Origin of the sequence: Streptomyces sp. NPDC006544 (assembly GCF_040611715.1) — a bacterium.
Lineage (GTDB): Bacteria > Actinomycetota > Actinomycetes > Streptomycetales > Streptomycetaceae > Streptomyces.
On the sequence record NZ_JBEXOV010000001.1, the window covers coordinates 31691 to 49045 of the forward strand.

At 71.2% G+C, this 17355-nt stretch carries 10 protein-coding genes; 5 read left to right on the forward strand and 5 right to left on the reverse strand.

The genetic code is table 11. From position 1 onward, the window contains the following. Positions 1-88: 88 nt before the first annotated feature. Entirely contained in the window at positions 89-1102 is a 1014-nt protein-coding gene (gene gmd, locus ABZY44_RS00150) for a GDP-mannose 4,6-dehydratase (RefSeq protein ID WP_356649278.1), read from the reverse strand. A 239-nt stretch (positions 1103-1341) separates the two neighbouring features. On the opposite strand from gmd, the gene ABZY44_RS00155 reads away from it, so the two are divergent. Beyond that, positions 1342-2331 carry a GDP-L-fucose synthase gene (locus ABZY44_RS00155; RefSeq protein ID WP_356649279.1) on the forward strand — a complete coding sequence of 330 codons (990 nt, stop codon included), beginning with the start codon at positions 1342-1344 and terminating at the stop codon, positions 2329-2331. Between the two features lie 17 nt (positions 2332-2348). On the opposite strand, the gene ABZY44_RS00160 is transcribed toward ABZY44_RS00155, so the two are convergent. Beyond that, positions 2349-3824: a sugar transferase gene (locus ABZY44_RS00160; protein ID WP_356649280.1), complete on the reverse strand. Its 1476-nt coding sequence runs from the start codon at positions 3822-3824 to the stop codon at positions 2349-2351. Positions 3825-4206: 382 nt separating this feature from the next. Here ABZY44_RS00160 and ABZY44_RS00165 point away from each other — a divergent pair, with 382 nt between their 5' ends. Continuing rightward, complete coding sequence (locus ABZY44_RS00165; RefSeq protein WP_356649281.1) at positions 4207-6480, forward strand: M4 family metallopeptidase; 2274 nt, start codon at positions 4207-4209, stop codon at positions 6478-6480. A 317-nt stretch (positions 6481-6797) separates the two neighbouring features. Here ABZY44_RS00165 and ABZY44_RS00170 read toward each other — a convergent pair whose 3' ends face one another. Together ABZY44_RS00170 and ABZY44_RS00175 are read right to left on the reverse strand one after the other, a co-directional pair. Further along, positions 6798-7418, reverse strand: coding sequence for a hypothetical protein (locus ABZY44_RS00170; RefSeq protein ID WP_356649282.1), 621 nt, complete (start codon positions 7416-7418; stop codon positions 6798-6800). A gap of 223 nt (positions 7419-7641) precedes the next feature. Next, positions 7642-9198: an MFS transporter gene (locus ABZY44_RS00175; RefSeq protein ID WP_356649283.1), complete on the reverse strand. Its 1557-nt coding sequence runs from the start codon at positions 9196-9198 to the stop codon at positions 7642-7644. Positions 9199-9365: 167 nt separating this feature from the next. Here ABZY44_RS00175 and ABZY44_RS00180 point away from each other — a divergent pair, with 167 nt between their 5' ends. Further along, positions 9366-10385, forward strand: a complete 1020-nt coding sequence (locus tag ABZY44_RS00180) for an Lrp/AsnC family transcriptional regulator (RefSeq protein ID WP_356649427.1) — start codon at positions 9366-9368, stop codon at positions 10383-10385. A 68-nt stretch (positions 10386-10453) separates the two neighbouring features. Here ABZY44_RS00180 and glgP read toward each other — a convergent pair whose 3' ends face one another. Next, positions 10454-13090 (reverse strand): alpha-glucan family phosphorylase, encoded by a 2637-nt coding sequence (gene glgP, locus ABZY44_RS00185; RefSeq protein ID WP_356649284.1) that lies wholly within the window; start codon positions 13088-13090, stop codon positions 10454-10456. Positions 13091-13570: 480 nt separating this feature from the next. Between glgP and ABZY44_RS00190 the strand changes: the two genes are divergently transcribed. Next, positions 13571-15565 carry an alpha-1,4-glucan--maltose-1-phosphate maltosyltransferase gene (locus ABZY44_RS00190; protein ID WP_356649285.1) on the forward strand — a complete coding sequence of 665 codons (1995 nt, stop codon included), beginning with the start codon at positions 13571-13573 and terminating at the stop codon, positions 15563-15565. Then, positions 15562-17256, forward strand: a complete 1695-nt coding sequence (treS, locus tag ABZY44_RS00195; protein ID WP_356649286.1) for a maltose alpha-D-glucosyltransferase — start codon at positions 15562-15564, stop codon at positions 17254-17256. The genes ABZY44_RS00190 and treS overlap by 4 nt, the downstream gene beginning before the upstream one ends. The last annotated feature ends 99 nt before the right edge of the window (positions 17257-17355 follow it).

Below are 17355 nucleotides of genomic sequence, written 5' to 3' on the forward strand. Positions count from 1 at the left end.
CGGACATATGACAGGTTTGACCCGGTCACACCCGCATGGAGCTGCGCGAATGACCGGGGCACGGCGAATCGTAGGCGAAATATAAGCCTCAGCGGTCGATGCGGACGCTCACGCCCGCCAGTTGGTCCTCGACCTGACGGACATCCGCGTCCACCATGATCTTGGCCAAATCGGCCACCATGACCGTCGGCTTCCAGCCAAGCAGCTCATGGGCCTTGGAAGCGTCGCCGATCAGGGCGTCGACCTCGCTCGGGCGCTCGTACTTGGGGTCGTAGCGCACGTGCTCGTTCCAGTCGAGACCGGCGTGGGTGAAGGAGGCCTCGACGAACTCGCGGACGGTGGCGGCGACGCCGGTGGCCACGACGTAGTCGGTGGCCTCGTCCTGCTGGAGCATCCGCCACATGGCGTCCACGTACTCCGGGGCGTAGCCCCAGTCACGGACCGCGTCGAGGTTGCCGAGGTAGAGCTTCTCCTGCAGGCCCGCCTTGATCCGGGCGACGGCGCGGGTGATCTTGCGGGTCACGAAGGTCTCGCCGCGGCGCGGGGACTCGTGGTTGAAGAGGATCCCGTTGACGGCGAACATCCCGTACGCCTCGCGGTAGTTCACCGTCGTCCAGTACGCGAACACCTTCGCGGCGCCGTACGGGCTGCGCGGGTGGAAGGGGGTGCCCTCGTTCTGCGGCGGCGGGGTCGCGCCGTACATCTCGGAGGACGAGGCCTGGTAGATGCGGGTGTCCACGCCACTGGCCCGGATCGCCTCCAGCAGGCGCAGCGCGCCGAGGCCGGTCACGTCACCGGTGTACAGGGGCGCGTCGAAGGAGACGCGGACGTGCGACTGGGCGCCGAGGTTGTAGACCTCGTCGGGGCGTATCTCGCGGAGCAGGTTCACCAGGGCGACGCCGTCGGAGAGGTCGGCGTGGTGCAGGACGAACGAACGGTTCGCCGTCTGCGGGTCCTGGTAGATGTGGTCGATCCGCTCCGTGTTGAAACTGGAGGAGCGCCGCACGAGCCCGTGCACCGTGTAGCCCTTGGAGAGCAGGAGCTCTGCGAGGTACGAGCCGTCCTGCCCTGTGACGCCGGTGATCAGCGCGGTCTTGCCCATTGGGTCCCCCTGGGGATCGTTGCGGTCTTGTTGTAGTGAGGCTGCGGCGCCTGGTGGTGCTTGCGGTGCTGCACGCGACGCGTGCGGGCGGACCCGCCCGGCCCGGTCCCAGGGGGCTGGATGGGTACCGTACACGCCTCATCCGGAGCCCTTTCCACCGGATTCGGCCCGGCCCGCCGCCTCGTGGGGGCGCACCTCCCCCGTGAACCGGCGGCGAGCGGACTGGCATCATCGGCGGTATGACAAGTTCGCCGCTCCTGCCCCCGAACGCCCGTGTCTTCGTCGCCGGCCACCGCGGTCTCGTGGGGTCCGCCGTCGTCCGCCGGCTCACGGCCGACGGCTACGAGGTGCTCACCCGCGGCCGCGCCGACCTCGATCTGCGCGACGCCGCCGCGACCGCGGCGTACCTGCGGGACGTCAGGCCCGACGCCGTCGTCCTGGCCGCCGCCAAGGTCGGCGGGATCATGGCCAACAGCACGTTCCCGGTGCAGTTCCTCGAGGACAACCTCAAGATCCAGCTCAGCGTCGTCGCCGGGGCCCACGAGGCGGGGGTGGGCCGGCTGCTCTTCCTCGGCTCCTCCTGCATCTACCCCAAGCTCGCGCCGCAGCCCATCAGCGAGGACTCCCTGCTGACCGGCCCGCTGGAGCCCACGAACGAGGCGTACGCCCTGGCGAAGATCGCCGGCATCGTCCAGGTCCAGTCGTACCGCAAGCAGTACGGGGCCTCGTACATCTCGGCCATGCCGACGAACCTCTACGGTCCGGGCGACAACTTCGACCTGGAGTCCTCGCACGTCCTGCCCGCCCTCATCCGCCGCTTCCACGAAGCCGCGGCCGAGAGCCGGGACGAGGTCACCCTGTGGGGATCGGGCACGCCCCGCCGGGAGTTCCTGCACGTCGACGACCTGGCCGCCGCCTGCGTGGTGCTGCTGCGCGAGTACGACGGCGCGGAGCCGGTCAACATCGGCTGCGGCGAGGACCTCACCATCAAGGCGCTCGCCGAGACGGTCGCCGACGTGACCGGCTTCCGGGGCCGGCTCGCGTGGGACACCTCCAAGCCGGACGGCACCCCCCGCAAGCTGCTGGACGTGACCCGGCTGCGCTCGCTGGGCTGGAAGCCCGCGATCGAGCTGCGCGACGGCATCGCCGCCACGTACGCGTGGTGGCGCGAGCAGAGCGGCGGGCAGAGCACCGGTCAGGACAACGGGCAGGGCAACGGGCAGGGCTGATCTCAAAGCTTCGGCTTTCAGTACGCTCCGCGTCCGTCCACCACGGCGCGGAGCGTGCGGCCCATGACGTCGACGTCACTGGTGAAGGACCAGTTGTCGACGTACTGCAGGTCCAGCTGGATCGTTTCGTCCCATGACAGGTCGGACCGGCCGCTGATCTGCCACAGTCCGGTCATGCCGGGCCGCACCGTGAGCCGGCGCAGCTCGACCTCGTCGTACTTCGCCACCTCCTCCGGCAGCGGGGGGCGCGGGCCGACCAGGGACATGTCCCCGGCCACCACGTTGATCAGCTGTGGCAGTTCGTCCATGGACGTGCGCCGCAGCAGCCGGCCGACCCGGGTCACCCGGGGGTCGCGGCGCATCTTGAACATCAGGCCGTCGTTCTCGTTGGCTCCGGACAGCTCGGCCTTCATCGCGTGCGCGTCCACGACCATCGTGCGGAACTTCCACATGACGAACGGGACCCCGTCCCGGCCTATGCGCATCTGCCGGTAGAAGGCCGGACCGCGCGAGCCGAGCCGGATCGCCAGGACCGTACCGATGAACGCCGGCGCCAGCAGCACCAGTCCGATCGCGGCGGCCACCCGGTCCAGTACCGACTTCAGCAGGGTCTGCACGCCCCGGCTCACCGGCGGCGCCACGCGCAGCACGGTCAGCCCGCCCGCGGACAGGGTCTCCAGCCGCTTGACGGAGACCTCCACCAGGCCGGGGAAGACCGCGAGTTCCAGCCCCGCGTCGTGCAGGGCCCATGCGATCCGCCGTAGCCGGTCCCCCGCGAGCCGCGCCCCCGGGGCCACGAGCACCAGATCGGCGCGGTGGGTCGCGACGGCGCCGAGGACCGCGGCGGAGTCCCCGTTCGGGGTCGGCGCCATGGCGGATCCGAGGCGCCCGGCGACGGGCATCCCGCTGTCCAGCTCCCCGGGGCCGACCGGGACCACGCCGACGACCACGTACGGGTGGTCGGTGCGCGCGGCCAGGTGTCCGATGACGGACTCGGCGGCCTCGGGTTCGCCGACCACCAGGACCCGGCTCACGGCCTGGGCCTCGCGCCGGGCGCCGGAGAGGTGGCGGTAGGTCAGTTTGTGGCAGGCGACGGTGACGAACAGAGCGGGCAGCAGGGCGCCGAGGGCGGCCAGCCGGGGGGTGTCCTCGCCGGTGACCACGCGGGCCACGGCGAGTACGCCGATGAGAATCAGCCAGTCGTGCACGACGGGGAGAACTCCCCTGGATTCGCCGAGCACGCGGGCCGCGTACCGTCGGCGCAGCAGCTGCACGCCGGTCCAGGCCAGGGCCGCGCCGAGGGCGCAGTAACCGGGCCGGACCTGGTGCGCGGCCTCGAAGACCAGGCCGACGGGCACGCCGGCGCCGACGAGGTCCGCGGTGACCGCGGCCGGGAGGTACCAGCGCGCCTTGTCGCCCAGCCCCCGGACCGGCGCAGCCGACGCGAGCGCCCTCCGGGCCACTCTTTGCACAGGAATATGGACATGCCTCATGGGCCCCCCTGGCACGTGGTCTATGACGGTGGCCGTCCGTCCACGGCTTCCCCAAGCAGTGGATGACTGGCGCACCGGGAAACAGTACGACAAACACCCGTACGGTTATTGCCGTTCTCGTGAACCGGGCGGCTCGTTGCCCAAGCGTTAGCGACCGGTTTTGCGCATTCCGGATATTGGGCGCTTCTCGCCCCCGCGAAAGTGAATGTTCCGGATACCGGATACGTCTCTTCGGACAACGAACTGTTTCCAGCCAACCTTTTGACGCGGCCCTGACATTGGGCCCGCCAGGTGACACTCTTCGACCGTTCTTCGCACCAGCCCTGATCTGCCCGGAGGCCCACCCAGCCATCCGGAACCCCCCTTGCAGAAGGAGTCTGCGTTGAGTCCCACCCCCCAGCGGCGTGCCACCACGGCCGGCGCGCTTGTCGCCGCGGCCGCTCTCCTCGCCGTAGGCATCCAGACCGGTACCGCCACCGCCGACGTCACCGCGTCGCAGGCTGCTTCGGTCGCCCAGGCCAACCCGGGCGCGGCCAACCGCGCACTCAGCGCTTCGGAGCGTGCGACGCTCCTCGCCGAGGCGAACTCCACCACCGTGCAGGCGGCCAAGGCCCTCGGCCTCGCCGGCACCGAGAAGCTCGTCGTCCGCGACGTGGTCAAGGACGCGGACGGCACCACCCACACCACCTACGAGCGCACCTACGACGGCATACCGGTGCTCGGCGGTGACCTGACGATCCATGCCAAGGACGGCGTCACCAAGAGCGTCACCAAGGCCACGAACGCGGACGTGAAGGTCGCGGACACCACCGCCGCCGTCACCCCGGCCTCGGCCGAGGGCACCGCGCTCAAGTCCGCCAACGCGGCGGGTGCCAAGGACGCCACGGCCTCCAAGAGCGCCCGCAAGGTGATCTGGGCCGCCGACGGCGCTCCGGTCCTCGCCTTCGAGACCGTCGTCGGCGGCCTCCAGCACGACGGCACCCCGAGCGAACTCCACGTGGTCACCGACGCCAAGACCGGCGCGAAGATCACCGAGTGGCAGGCGATCGAGACCGGCGTCGGCAACACGATGTACAGCGGTCAGGTCACCCTCGGCACCTCGCAGTCGGGCAGCAACTTCACGCTGACCGACGCCGGGCGCGGCAGCCACAAGACCTACGACCTCAACGGGGGCACGGGCAGCGGCACCGGCACCCTCTTCAGCAGCACCAGCGACACCTGGGGCAACGGCGCCGCCTCGAACCGGGCGACCGCCGGCGCCGACGCGCACTACGGCGCCCAGCTGACGTGGGACTACTACAAGAACGTGCACGGCCGCAACGGCCTGCGCAACGACGGCGTGGCCCCGTACAGCCGGGTCCACTACGGCAACGCGTACGTCAACGCGTTCTGGGACGACTCCTGCTTCTGCATGACCTACGGCGACGGCATCAGCAACACGCACCCGCTGACCTCGATCGACGTGGCCGCGCACGAGATGACCCACGGTCTGACCTCGGTCACCGGCAACATGACCTACTCGGGTGAGCCCGGCGGCCTGAACGAGGCGACCTCCGACATCATGGCGGCGGCCGTCGAGTTCAACGCCAACAACCCCAACGACGTAGGCGACTACCTCGTCGGCGAGAAGATCGACATCAACGGCGACGGCACCCCGCTGCGCTACATGGACAAGCCGAGCAAGGACGGCGGCTCCAAGGACGCGTGGTACTCGGGCCTCGGCGGCATCGACGTCCACTACTCCTCGGGCCCGGCCAACCACTGGTACTACCTGGCCTCCGAGGGCTCGGGCGCCAAGGTCATCAACGGCGTGAGCTACAACTCGCCCACGTCCGACGGCCTCCCGGTCACCGCGATCGGCCGCGACGCCGCCTCGAAGATCTGGTTCCGCGCCCTGACGGTCGGCTACTTCAAGTCGAACACCAACTACGCGGCCGCCCGTACGGCGACCCTGCAGGCGGCGGCCGACCTGTACGGCGCCGGCTCTGCGACGTACAACAACGTGGCCCACGCGTGGGCCGCCATCGCCGTCGGATCGCGCCCCGCACCCAGCGGCGTCTCGGTCACCGCGATCCCGAACCAGACCACCCAGGTCAACACCGCGGTGAGCCTGCAGGTCCAGGCCACCAGCACCAACCCGGGTGCGCTGAGCTACGCGGCGACCGGCCTTCCGGCCGGCCTGTCGATCAACTCCTCGACCGGCCTGATCTCGGGTACGGCCACCACCGCGGGCACGTCCAACGTGACCGTCACGGTGACCGACTCCGCGAGCAAGACCGGGACGACGTCCTTCACCTGGACGGTCGGCACCTCGCAGCAGAACGTCTTCGAGAACACCACGGACTACACGATCAACGACAACGCGACCGTCGAGTCGCCGATCACCGTGGCCCGCTCCGGCAACGCGCCGAGCACCCTCAAGGTGGACGTCAACATCCTCCACACCTACGTCGGTGACCTGAAGGTCGACCTCGTCGCCCCCGACGGCACCGTCTACAACCTGCGCAACCGCACCGGCGGCAGCGCGGACAACATCATCCAGAGCTTCACCGTGAACGCCTCCTCGGAGGTCGCCAACGGCGTCTGGAAGCTGCGCGTCGCGGACCTCGCGTCCCTCGACACCGGCAAGATCGACAGCTGGAAGCTCACCTTCTGATCCCCACCGGGAACGGAGTGAACCACGGCTGAACCGCTAGATCACGGGGCCGCCCGGGAGGAAACCTCCCCGGGCGGCCCTGTTCCATGGGCCGCCGCCGGCGCCCGTCCCCCGCGGCCCCTGTCCTCCGGCCCCGCCCCGGGGACGGTGGCCGCGGCCCGCGCCGCGGGGGGGCGGCCGTAGTCCACGCCGAGCCGGTGGCGGCGCGGACCGGCCCTTCCGGGGACCGCCCTTCCGGGGTCCGGCCCCTTCCGGGTCCGGCACGCGAAGGGCCCGGCCCCCGAGGGGGCCGGGCCCGGTCGGCGGCGGTTCCCGGATCAGCCGATGGAGCGGAAGACGGAGTCGAAGAAGTCGCGCGCCTTGCCCTGGCCCTGCGAGACGGCCGCGCGGCCGCCGGCGCGGTCCTCGTCGTTCGACTCGTCGGAGCGGCCGTCGTGGTCGCCGCGGCCGTCGTGGTCGCCGCGCTCGTCGTGCTCGCCGCGGCCGTCGTGGTCACCGCGGCCGTCGTGACGCCCGTCGTTGTCCTCCCGCTCGTCGTGGCGGCCCTCGTGCCGGCCTTCGTGGCGGCCGTCCCCGCCGGCCGGCTTGAGGTAGACGGAGGCCACCTCCACGCCGTGGATCCGCTCGCCCGGCTCGAGCACCGCCTCCGCCGACCCGCCGCAGTCCTCGTCGCTGTAGAGCACCGCGAGGGATTCCGTCTCGTTCTTCACCTCGAAGGCCGGACGGTGCTCGGAGGTGTGCGTCAGCCGGTAGCAGGTGTCGTTGTCGGAGGGCCGGATCTCGCCGCCCGTGCGATCGCCCTCCCGGTCGGTGTACCGGTAGTGCAGCGTGCCGAGGTTCTCGCGGTCGTCGTGGTCGCTGGCGTACGACAGGCCGGCGGTCGGCAGCACGAGCGCGAGGGCGCCGACGAGCGCGGTGGCGGTGGTGCGAAGACGCATGGGGTGTCCGTTTCTCGGGTTCCTGGGATACCGGGTCCGGTGGGCATCCGCGGGCAGCGTAGGAGCGGACGGATTTGCCGAAACGATTCGGCAAGACAAGCGCGTTCGAAGGTTCACCCTCACGGGCCCCCCGGTGCGCCGAACGCCGGGACGCCCCGGATCCGCGGGGGGATCCGGGGCGTCCGGGGCAGGCGTACGGGGCTGCGTAGGCGGGCGCGGCGGTTCAGACGCTGCGCCCGGCCCCCCGCGCGGCGGGGCCGGCCTGCCCCGCCGGGGCCGGGACGGCCACCGGGGCCGCGGAGCCCGCGGGGCCCGCCGGGGCCGCGGCGGCGGGCCTGCGGACCAGCGCCACCAGGATCACCGCTCCCGCCAGACCCATCGCGCCCGAGACCCAGAAGGTGTCCTTCAGGCCGCTCGCGAAAGCCGCCTCCACCCACGACCGCGCCTCCGGGGCCGCGTGCAGCAGCTTCCCCGCGCCACCCGAGGCCAGCGCCCCGGCCGTGCCCTGCGGCTGCCCGGAGCCTTCGAGCCCGTCGTCCAGCCCGGACTGGAAGACCGCGCCGAGCACCGCGATGCCCAGGGCCATGCCCAGCTGCCGGAAGGTGTTCAGCGCGCCGCCGGCCATGCCCGCACGGGCCGGGGGCACGGCCCCCATCGCGGCGGCCGCGAGGGCCGGGGAGATCATGCCCACGCCCAGACCGGTGACGATCAGCCCGGCCACGAGCGCCGTCCAGCCGTCCCCCGCGTCCAGCATCCAGCCCTGGAGCAGCGCGCCCGCGCCGATGAGGAGCAGACCGCCGCCGACGGTGATCCGGATGGAGGCCCCGTGCATCAGCCGTCCGGAGGCGGCGGCCACGAAGAAGCCGGCCAGGCTGAGCGGCACGAGCGCCAGACCGGCGCCGACCGGACCCATCCCCTCGGCGGTCTGCAGCCACAGGGAGACGTACATCAGGTACCCGAAGGCGGCGCCGGACATCAGCAGGGAGGCGGTCATCACGGCGACGAAGGTCGGGCTGCGGAAGAGCGAGAGGTCCAGCATCGGACGGGGGCTGCGCAGTTCGACGAGGACGAAGGCGGCGAAGGCGGCCGCGCTCAGGGCGAACAGGGCGAGGGTGGTGACGGAGGTCCACCCGTTCTCGCCGACGCGGATGAGGGCGTAGGTGACGGCCGCGGCGCCGGTGGTGAAGGCCGCCATGCCGGGCAGGTCGAGGCCCTTGGCGTGCGGGTCGCGGGACTCGGTGACGGCCTTGAGGGTGACGTACACGGCGAGGGCGCAGACCGGCAGGTTGATGAAGAAGATCCAGCGCCAGCCGAACTGCTCGGTGAGCAGGCCGCCGATGATCGGACCGGCCGCGGCGGCCGCTCCGTTGACCGCGCCCCAGACGCCGAAGGCGACGCCCCGGTCGCGGCCCTGGTAGGCGGAGCTGAGGAGGGCCATGGTCGTGGCGAACATCGCGGCGCCGCCGACGCCCTGGACGGCGCGGAAGGCGATCAGCGTGGCAGGGCCGCTCGCCAGGCCGCAGGCGAGCGAGGCGGCGGCGAAGAGTCCGAGCCCACCGAGATAGACGCGGCGCCGGCCGATGCGGTCGGCGAGCGAGCCTGCTCCCAGCAGCAGGGCGGCCAGGGCGAGGGCGTATATGTCCATCACCCACTGGAGGCCGGCGAAGCCGGTGTGCATGTCGGCGGCCATGTCGGGCAGGGCGACGGTCACGATCGTGACGTCGACCAGGAGCATGAAGGCTCCGAGGCACACGGCCGTCAACGGCAGCCATTTGCGCATGGGAGATCTCCTCGGATTGCGGCGCGGCGCGGCGCGCGGAGCAGGGCGGGGCGGGGCGGGATCCGGGCGCGGGATCCCCGGTGGCCCCCAAGATCTCAGCAAGCCCCGGTATCCCCCACCCAGTGGTTCCGCGCTGCCGGATTTCCTCCGTCGCAGCGCCTGCGATGATGGAAAACGTGAACGCCACGGAGTTGGATCCGCTCGACCGGTCTCTGGTCCAGGCCCTCGCGATCGACGGCCGGGCTCCCTTCAGCCGGCTCGCCGAGGTGCTGGAGGTGTCCGACCAGACCGTCGTACGCCGCTACCGGCGCCTGCGGACCAACGGTCTGGCGCGGGTGGTGGGACTGCCGCTGGGCAGCCGTGTCGGGCTGTTCGAGTCCTGGCTGCGGGTGCAGTGCGCCCCCGACGCGGCGCTCCCGGTGGCGGAGGCGCTCGCCCGCCGCCCGGACATCGCGTGGGTGACCCTGAACTCGGGCGGCACGGAGGTCCACTGCATGACCCGGGCCCGTACCCGCAAGGACCGGGACGTGCTGCTCCTGGAGAAGCTGCCGCGCACCCGCCGGGTGACGGGCATCAGCGCCCACACCATCCTGCGGAAGTTCTTCGGCGGTCCCGACTCCTGGGCGGGTCTGGACGTGCTGCGCCCCGATCAGATCGCCGCACTGCGCCGCCCCTGCCCGTCGCCCGGCCCGGAGCGGGACGCGCCGTACGTCATGGACGCGGCGGAACTCGCGCTGCTCGGGGTGCTGGGCCGGGACGGCCGCGCCGGGTATCCGGAACTGGCGCGTGCGTCGGGCCTGTCGGAGTCCACGGCCCGGCGCCGGCTGGAGCGGCTGCGCGATCTGCGGGCGGTCTTCTTCGACGTGGAGTTCGTTCCCCTGCTCTTCGGCTACGAGGCGGAGGCGACGCTGGTGCTGACCGTCCCGCCGGCCCGGCTGGCGCAGGTGGGGGCCGCCCTGGCGAGCCACGGCGAGGTGGCGTTCGCGGCGGCCGTGACCGGGGCGGCCTCCCTGATGGCGGTGGTGGCGTGCCGGGACACCGATGCGCTCTACCCCTATCTGACCGAGCGGATCGGCGCGGTGGACGGCGTGGGCCACGTGGAGGTGATTCCGGCCCTGCGCAGCGTCAAGCGGGCCGGGATGCTGGTGGAGGACGGGCGGCTGGTGGACCCGCCGCCCGTCCTCTGAGCCCCGCGGACCCGCGGGGAGTCCCCCGCGGACCGGCGGGCCCGTTCTCGAGGCCCTGCCGCCAGGGCCTACCGCAGGAGCACGCCGCCTCCCGCGTCCGTGTCCACCGGCCCGGCGACCAGACCCAGTTCGGCCGGGGTCGCCAGCAGCGGATGCGCCGGCAGGATCCGTACGGTGTACCCGAAGGGCCCCGTACGGTCGAGGGCGAGCGGGCCCTCGTACAGCCAGCGTCCCTCCAGGTCAGGCCCGCCGGCGGGCTTGAGCGGGAAGGTGCGCGCGCCCTGGATCACGTCCTGCGCGTCGACCCGTCCCGCGACCGCCTGCACCTCCACGTCCTCGGGGGCGAGGGCGTCGAGCGAGACCTGCACGCGCAGGGTGAGGGTGGCGCCGAGTTCGGCGGTGCCGCTCACGGGACCCGAGGCCAGCGCCTCGACGTGCTCGACGGCGAGCTGCGGCCAGGCCGCCCGGACCCGTCCCTTCCACCAGGCGAGGTCCCGCGCCGCGTCCGGGGTCAGGGTGCGGTGGGCGAGCGCGGCCGGCGCGTAGAGCCGCTCCACGTACTCCCGCACCATCCGTCCCGCCAGTACCTTGGGCCCCAGCGAGACGAGGGTGCGCCGGACCATCTCGATCCATCGCACGGGGAGCCCGCCGCTCCCGGCCCGGTCGTAGAACCGGGGCGCGACCCGGCCCTCGATCAGGTCGTAGAGGGCGCCCGCCTCCAGGTCGTCGCGGCGGTCCTCGTCCGAACCGAGACCGTCGGCGGTCGGGATGGCCCAGCCGAAGTCCGGCTCGAACCACTCGTCCCACCAGCCGTCGAGGACGGACAGGTTGAGGCAGCCGTTGAGCGCCGCCTTCATCCCGCTCGTCCCGCACGCCTCCAGCGGGCGCAGCGGGTTGTTGAGCCAGACGTCGCAGCCCGGGTAGAGCTTTTGAGCCATGCCCATGCCGTAGTCGGGCAGGAACACGATGCGGTGGCGCACGCGCGGGTCGTCCGCGAAGCGCACCAGCTCCTGCACGAGGCGCTTCCCGCCGTCGTCGGCCGGGTGCGCCTTGCCCGCGACCACGATCTGTACGGGCCGTTCCGGGTCCAGGAGGAGCCTGCGCAGCCGGTCGGGGTCGCGCAGCATCAGCGTGAGCCGCTTGTACGACGGGACGCGCCGCGCGAAGCCGATCGTCAGCACGTCGGGGTCGAGGACGGAGTCCACCCAGCCCAGCTCGGCGGCTGCGGCCCCGCGCTGGCGCCACGAGGCGCGCAGCCGGTCCCGCACCTCCTGCACCAGCTGTTCGCGCAGGACCCGGCGCACGTCCCAGACGTCCTGGTCGGGGATGTCGGCGACGGCGTCCCAGCGCGGCGAGCCGCCCACGGACAGCGCGTCCTCGGTCCGTCCGGCGCCGATCTGGCGCGCGCCGAGCCGGACGACCTCCGGCGCCACCCAGGTCGGCGCGTGCACCCCGTTGGTGACGGAGGTGATGGGCACGTCGGCGGGGTCGAATCCCGGCCACAGCCCGGCGAACATCTCCCGGCTGACGGCGCCGTGCAGGGTGGAGACGCCGTTGGCCCGCTGGGCGAGGCGCAGCCCCATGACCGCCATGTTGAACACCCCGGGGTCGCCGCCGGGATAGGTCTCGGCGCCGAGCTCCAGGATCCGGTCGACGGGTACGCCGTCCAGTTCCCCGCCGTCCGCGAAGTGGCGGGCGACCAGGGACCGGTCGAAACGGTCGATGCCGGCCGGGACGGGGGTGTGGGTGGTGAAGACGGTTCCGGCGCGCACGGCTTCCACCGCGGCGTCGAAGCCGAGCCCCTGCCGCCCCTCCAGTTCCCTTATGCGCTCGAGGCCCAGGAACCCGGCGTGTCCCTCGTTCGTGTGGAACACCTCGGGGTCGGGATGACCGGTGATCCGGCAGTAGGCCCTGACGGCCCGCACCCCGCCGATCCCGAGCAGCATCTCCTGGAGCAGCCGGTGGTCGCTGCCGCCGCCGTAAAGCCGGTCGGTCACCTCGCGGGCGACGGCGTCGTTGTCCTCGACGTCGGAGTCGAGCAGCAGCAGCGGCACCCGCCCGACGAGGGCCTGCCAGACGTGCGCGTGCAGGGCCCGGCCGCCGGGCAGGCTCAGCGAGACCCGGGCCGGCGTCCCGTCCTCCTCCCGCACCAGGGCGACGGGCAGTTCGTTGGGGTCGAGGACCGGATAGTGCTCCTGTTGCCAGCCGTCCCGGGAGAGCGACTGCCGGAAGTAGCCGTGCCGGTAGAGGAGTCCGACGCCGATGAGGGGCACGCCGAGATCGCTGGCGGCCTTGAGGTGGTCCCCGGCGAGGATCCCGAGCCCGCCGGAGTACTGGGGCAGGGCGGCGGTGATCCCGAACTCGGGCGAGAAGTAGGCGATGGCGGCGGGCAGGTCCGCGGCGGTCTCGTGGCTCTGGTACCACCTCCCGCCGTGGACGTAGTCATCGAGGTCGGCGGCCGCGACGGCGAGCCGGCGCAGGAAGCGCCGGTCTCCCGCCAGCTCGGCGATCCGCGCCGCGGACACGGAGCCGAGCAGCCGGACGGGATCCCCGCCGGCGGCCTGCCAGCCCTCGGGATCGACGGATTGGAAGAGCTCACGGGTCTCTCCGTGCCATGACCACCGCAGATTGCGCGCGAGGTCGGCGAGGGGGGAGAGGGTCTCGGGGAGGACGGGGCGTACGGTGAATCGACGGATAGCCTTCACGCGTTCCACCTTCGCAGGGGATTCCGGATCGAAGCGGCCGCACCACGCGGTGCACCGCGAGCGTCACCCTCGGAAGGCTAGCGCCGCCTCCTCCCCCCGGCCACGGCGTCTCTACCGCCGCTCCACCGCCGGTTGGGTTCCGGGCCACGGACATCCGGTAGTTGTTACGGAGTTGACGAAGCATCGGCGAATGTCGGGCGGGGGCTTGGGGATACCTGTGCGACTACGTACGAGTTGTTAACCGAACACATTGATTGGTCCGGGCTGGAGTGGGCAGGCCTCCCCGGGTAACACGCACGGCACACCCTCCCCCGACCTTCTCCCGCCACCCGAGTGAACGCGGACAGGAGCGGCCATGCCCGCAGCCCAGCCGTCTTCCGAGCGGCTAGAAACAGAGCGAACAGAGCGTGCACTACCAGTCGCCTTACCGGCTGGCCTGTTGTCACCGAGCCCTGCGAACTGCCCCCAGGTGATCCCATCATGATCGGTCGCATTCCCGTGCTGGACGTCCGCCCTGCCGTCGACTGCGGCGTCAGACCCGCCAAGGCGGTCGTGGACGAGGTCTTCGAAATTTCCGCCACCGTGTTCCGCGAGGGACACGACGCCGTGGCCGCACATGTCGTGCTCCGCGATCCGAGCGGGCGGCTGCGGCCCCCCGTGCCCCTGTCCGAGCTCGCTCCCGGCACCGACCGGTGGGGCGCCCGGGTGTCCGCCGACACCGAGGGGAGGTGGACGTACACCGTCGAGGCGTGGAGTGACCCGGTGGCCACCTGGCGGGCCCATGCGGCGATCAAGATCCCCGCCGGCATCGACACGGACCTCACGCTCCTGGAGGGCGCCGAACTGTACGCGCGCGCCGCGGCGAAGATTCCCAAGCGGGACGGCCGCGAGCGCGTGCTCGCGGCCGTCGACGCGATGCGCGACGAGGACCGGGAGGTCGCCGTACGGTACGCGGCCGCCCTCGATCCGCAGGTCGCGGCGACGCTGGCGAAGCGCCCGTTCCGGGAGCTGGTCAGCGCCTCCAAGCCGCTGCCGCTGCTGGTCGAGCGCAAGCGGGCCCTCTTCGGCTCCTGGTACGAGATGTTCCCCCGGTCGGAGGGGGCCGTGCTGGAGCCCGGCGAGGCCCCCGTCAGCGGGACCTTCCGGACGGCCGCCGAGCGGCTGCCGGCCATCGCCGCGATGGGTTTCGACGTGGTCTACCTGCCGCCGGTCCACCCCATCGGGAGCACCTTCCGCAAGGGCCCGAACAACACGCTCTCCGCCGGGAGTTGGGATCCGGGCGTGCCCTGGGCCATCGGTTCCACGGAGGGCGGGCACGACGCCGTCCACCCCGAGCTCGGCACCCTCGAGGACTTCGACGCCTTCGTGGCGAAGGCGCGCGAGCTGCGCATCGAGGTGGCGCTCGACTTCGCCCTGCAGTGCTCCCCGGACCATCCGTGGGTGGAGAAGCACCCGGAGTGGTTCCGCCACCGCGCCGACGGGACGATCGCGTACGCGGAGAACCCGCCGAAGAAGTACCAGGACATCTTCCCGATCCACTTCGACACCGACATGGCCGGCATCGTCGAGGAGACCGTGCGGATCCTGCGGCACTGGATGGACCACGGGGTCCGCATCTTCCGGGTCGACAATCCGCACACCAAGCCGGTGGTCTTCTGGCAGAAGGTGATCGCGGACATCAACAAGTCCGACCCGGACGTGATCTTCCTGGCCGAGGCCTTCACCCGGCCCGCGATGATGCGGGCCCTCGCCTCGATCGGATTCCAGCAGTCCTACACGTACTTCACCTGGCGCAACACCAAGGCCGAGCTAACGGAGTACGTGAGCGAGCTCGCGGACACCCGCTCCGCCTCCGTCATGCGGCCGAACTTCTTCGTCAACACCCCTGACATCCTGCACGCGTACCTTCAGCACGGGGGCCGTCCCGCCTTCGAGGTCCGCGCGGTCCTCGCCGCCACGCTCTCCCCCACCTGGGGGGTCTACGCCGGTTACGAGCTCTGCGAGAACGCTGCCGTCAAGGAGGGCAGCGAGGAGTACCTGAACTCCGAGAAGTACGAGCTGCGGCCGCGCGACTGGGCCGCCGCCGAACGCGAGGGCCGCACGATCGCCCCGCTGATCACCGCGCTGAACCGGATGCGCCGCCGCAACCCCGCCCTCCAGCAGCTTCGTGACATCCATTTCCACCCGACCGACAACGAACACGTGATCGCCTATTCGAAGCACGCCGGAGCCAATTCCGTACTGGTGGTCGTCAACCTCGATCCGCACCACACCCAGGAGGCGACGGTCTCGTTGGACATGCCGGTACTCGGCCTCGACTGGCACGGGTCCCTCGCGGTGCGCGACGAGCTCACCGGCGAGACCTATCACTGGGGCAGGGCGAACTACGTGCGCCTAGAGCCGGGCCGAACGCCCGCGCACGTGTTGGCCGCTCTGCGACCGTCCCCGCCCACCGGAGGGTCACCCACCTCATGATGATCAACGATCCCGTCCACGACACCTTCGAGGACACCCCCGCCAAGGACCGCGATCCCGACTGGTTCAAGCGGGCGGTGTTCTACGAGGTCCTCGTCCGCTCCTTCCACGACAGCAACGGCGACGGCGTAGGTGACCTCAAGGGGCTCACCGCCAAACTGGACTACCTCCAGTGGCTCGGCGTCGACTGTCTCTGGCTCCCGCCGTTCTTCGCCTCACCCCTGCGCGACGGAGGCTACGACGTCTCCGACTACACCTCGGTACTGCCCGAGTTCGGCGACCTCGCCGACTTCGTGGAGTTCGTGGACGCGGCGCACACCCGCGGCATGCGGGTGATCATCGACTTCGTCATGAACCACACGAGTGACCAGCACGAGTGGTTCCAGCAGTCCCGCAAGGACCCCGACGGGCCCTACGGCGACTACTACATGTGGGCCGACAACGACAAGCAGTACCAGGACGCCCGCATCATCTTCATCGACACCGAGACCTCGAACTGGACGTACGACCCGGTCCGCAAGCAGTACTACTGGCACCGGTTCTTCTCCCACCAGCCGGACCTCAACTACGAGAACCCGGCCGTCGTGGAGGAGATCGTCTCCGCGCTGCGCTTCTGGCTCGACCTCGGCATCGACGGCTTCCGCCTCGACGCCGTGCCCTACCTGTACGCGGAGGAGGGCACCAACTGCGAGAACCTGCCGCGCACCCACAGCCTCCTCAAGCGGGTCCGCGCCGAGATCGACGCGCACTACCCGGACACCGTGCTGCTCGCCGAGGCCAACCAGTGGCCCGAGGACGTCGTCGACTACTTCGGGGACTTCGCCAAGGGCGGGGACGAGTGCCACATGGCCTTCCACTTCCCCGTCATGCCGCGCATCTTCATGGCCGTGCGCAGGGAGTCCCGTTACCCGGTCTCGGAAATCCTGGCCAAGACCCCGGCGATCCCGGACCGCTGCCAGTGGGGCATCTTCCTGCGCAACCACGACGAGCTCACCCTCGAGATGGTCACGGACGAAGAGCGCGACTACATGTACTCCGAGTACGCCAAGGACCCCCGCATGCGGGCCAACATCGGCATCAGACGCCGGCTGGCCCCACTGCTGGACAACGACCGCAACCAGATGGAGCTGTTCACGGCCCTGCTGCTGTCGCTGCCCGGTTCGCCGGTCCTGTACTACGGCGACGAGATCGGCATGGGCGACAACATCTGGCTCGGTGACCGCGACGGCGTGCGCACGCCGATGCAGTGGACCCCCGACCGCAACGCCGGTTTCTCCTCGTGCGATCCGGGCAGGCTGAACTTGCCGGTCATCATGGACCCGGTCCACGGGTACCAGGTCACCAACGTCGAGGCGGCCATGGCGTCGCCCTCCTCGCTGCTGCACTGGACCCGCCGGCTGATCGAGGTACGCAAGGCGAACCCGGCGTTCGGGCTCGGCTCCTACACCGAACTGCCCTCGTCCAACCCGGCGGTGCTCGCCTTCCTCCGGGAGTTCGGGGACGACCTGGTGCTGTGCGTGCACAACTTCTCGCGCTTCGCACAGCCCACCGAGCTCGATCTCCGGTCGTTCGACGGGCGCGTCCCGGTGGAGCTGACGGGTGACGTGCGCTTCCCGCCGATCGGCCAGTGGCCGTACCTGCTGACCCTGGCGGGACACGGCTTCTACTGGTTCCGTCTGCGCACCGAGTAGAGACCGGACCCGGGGGCGGGCGCGGCGAATGGGTCAACCGCCCGCCCCTGTAAGGACCCATCTGACCCGACACTCGCACACACCGGAGAAGCAACAACC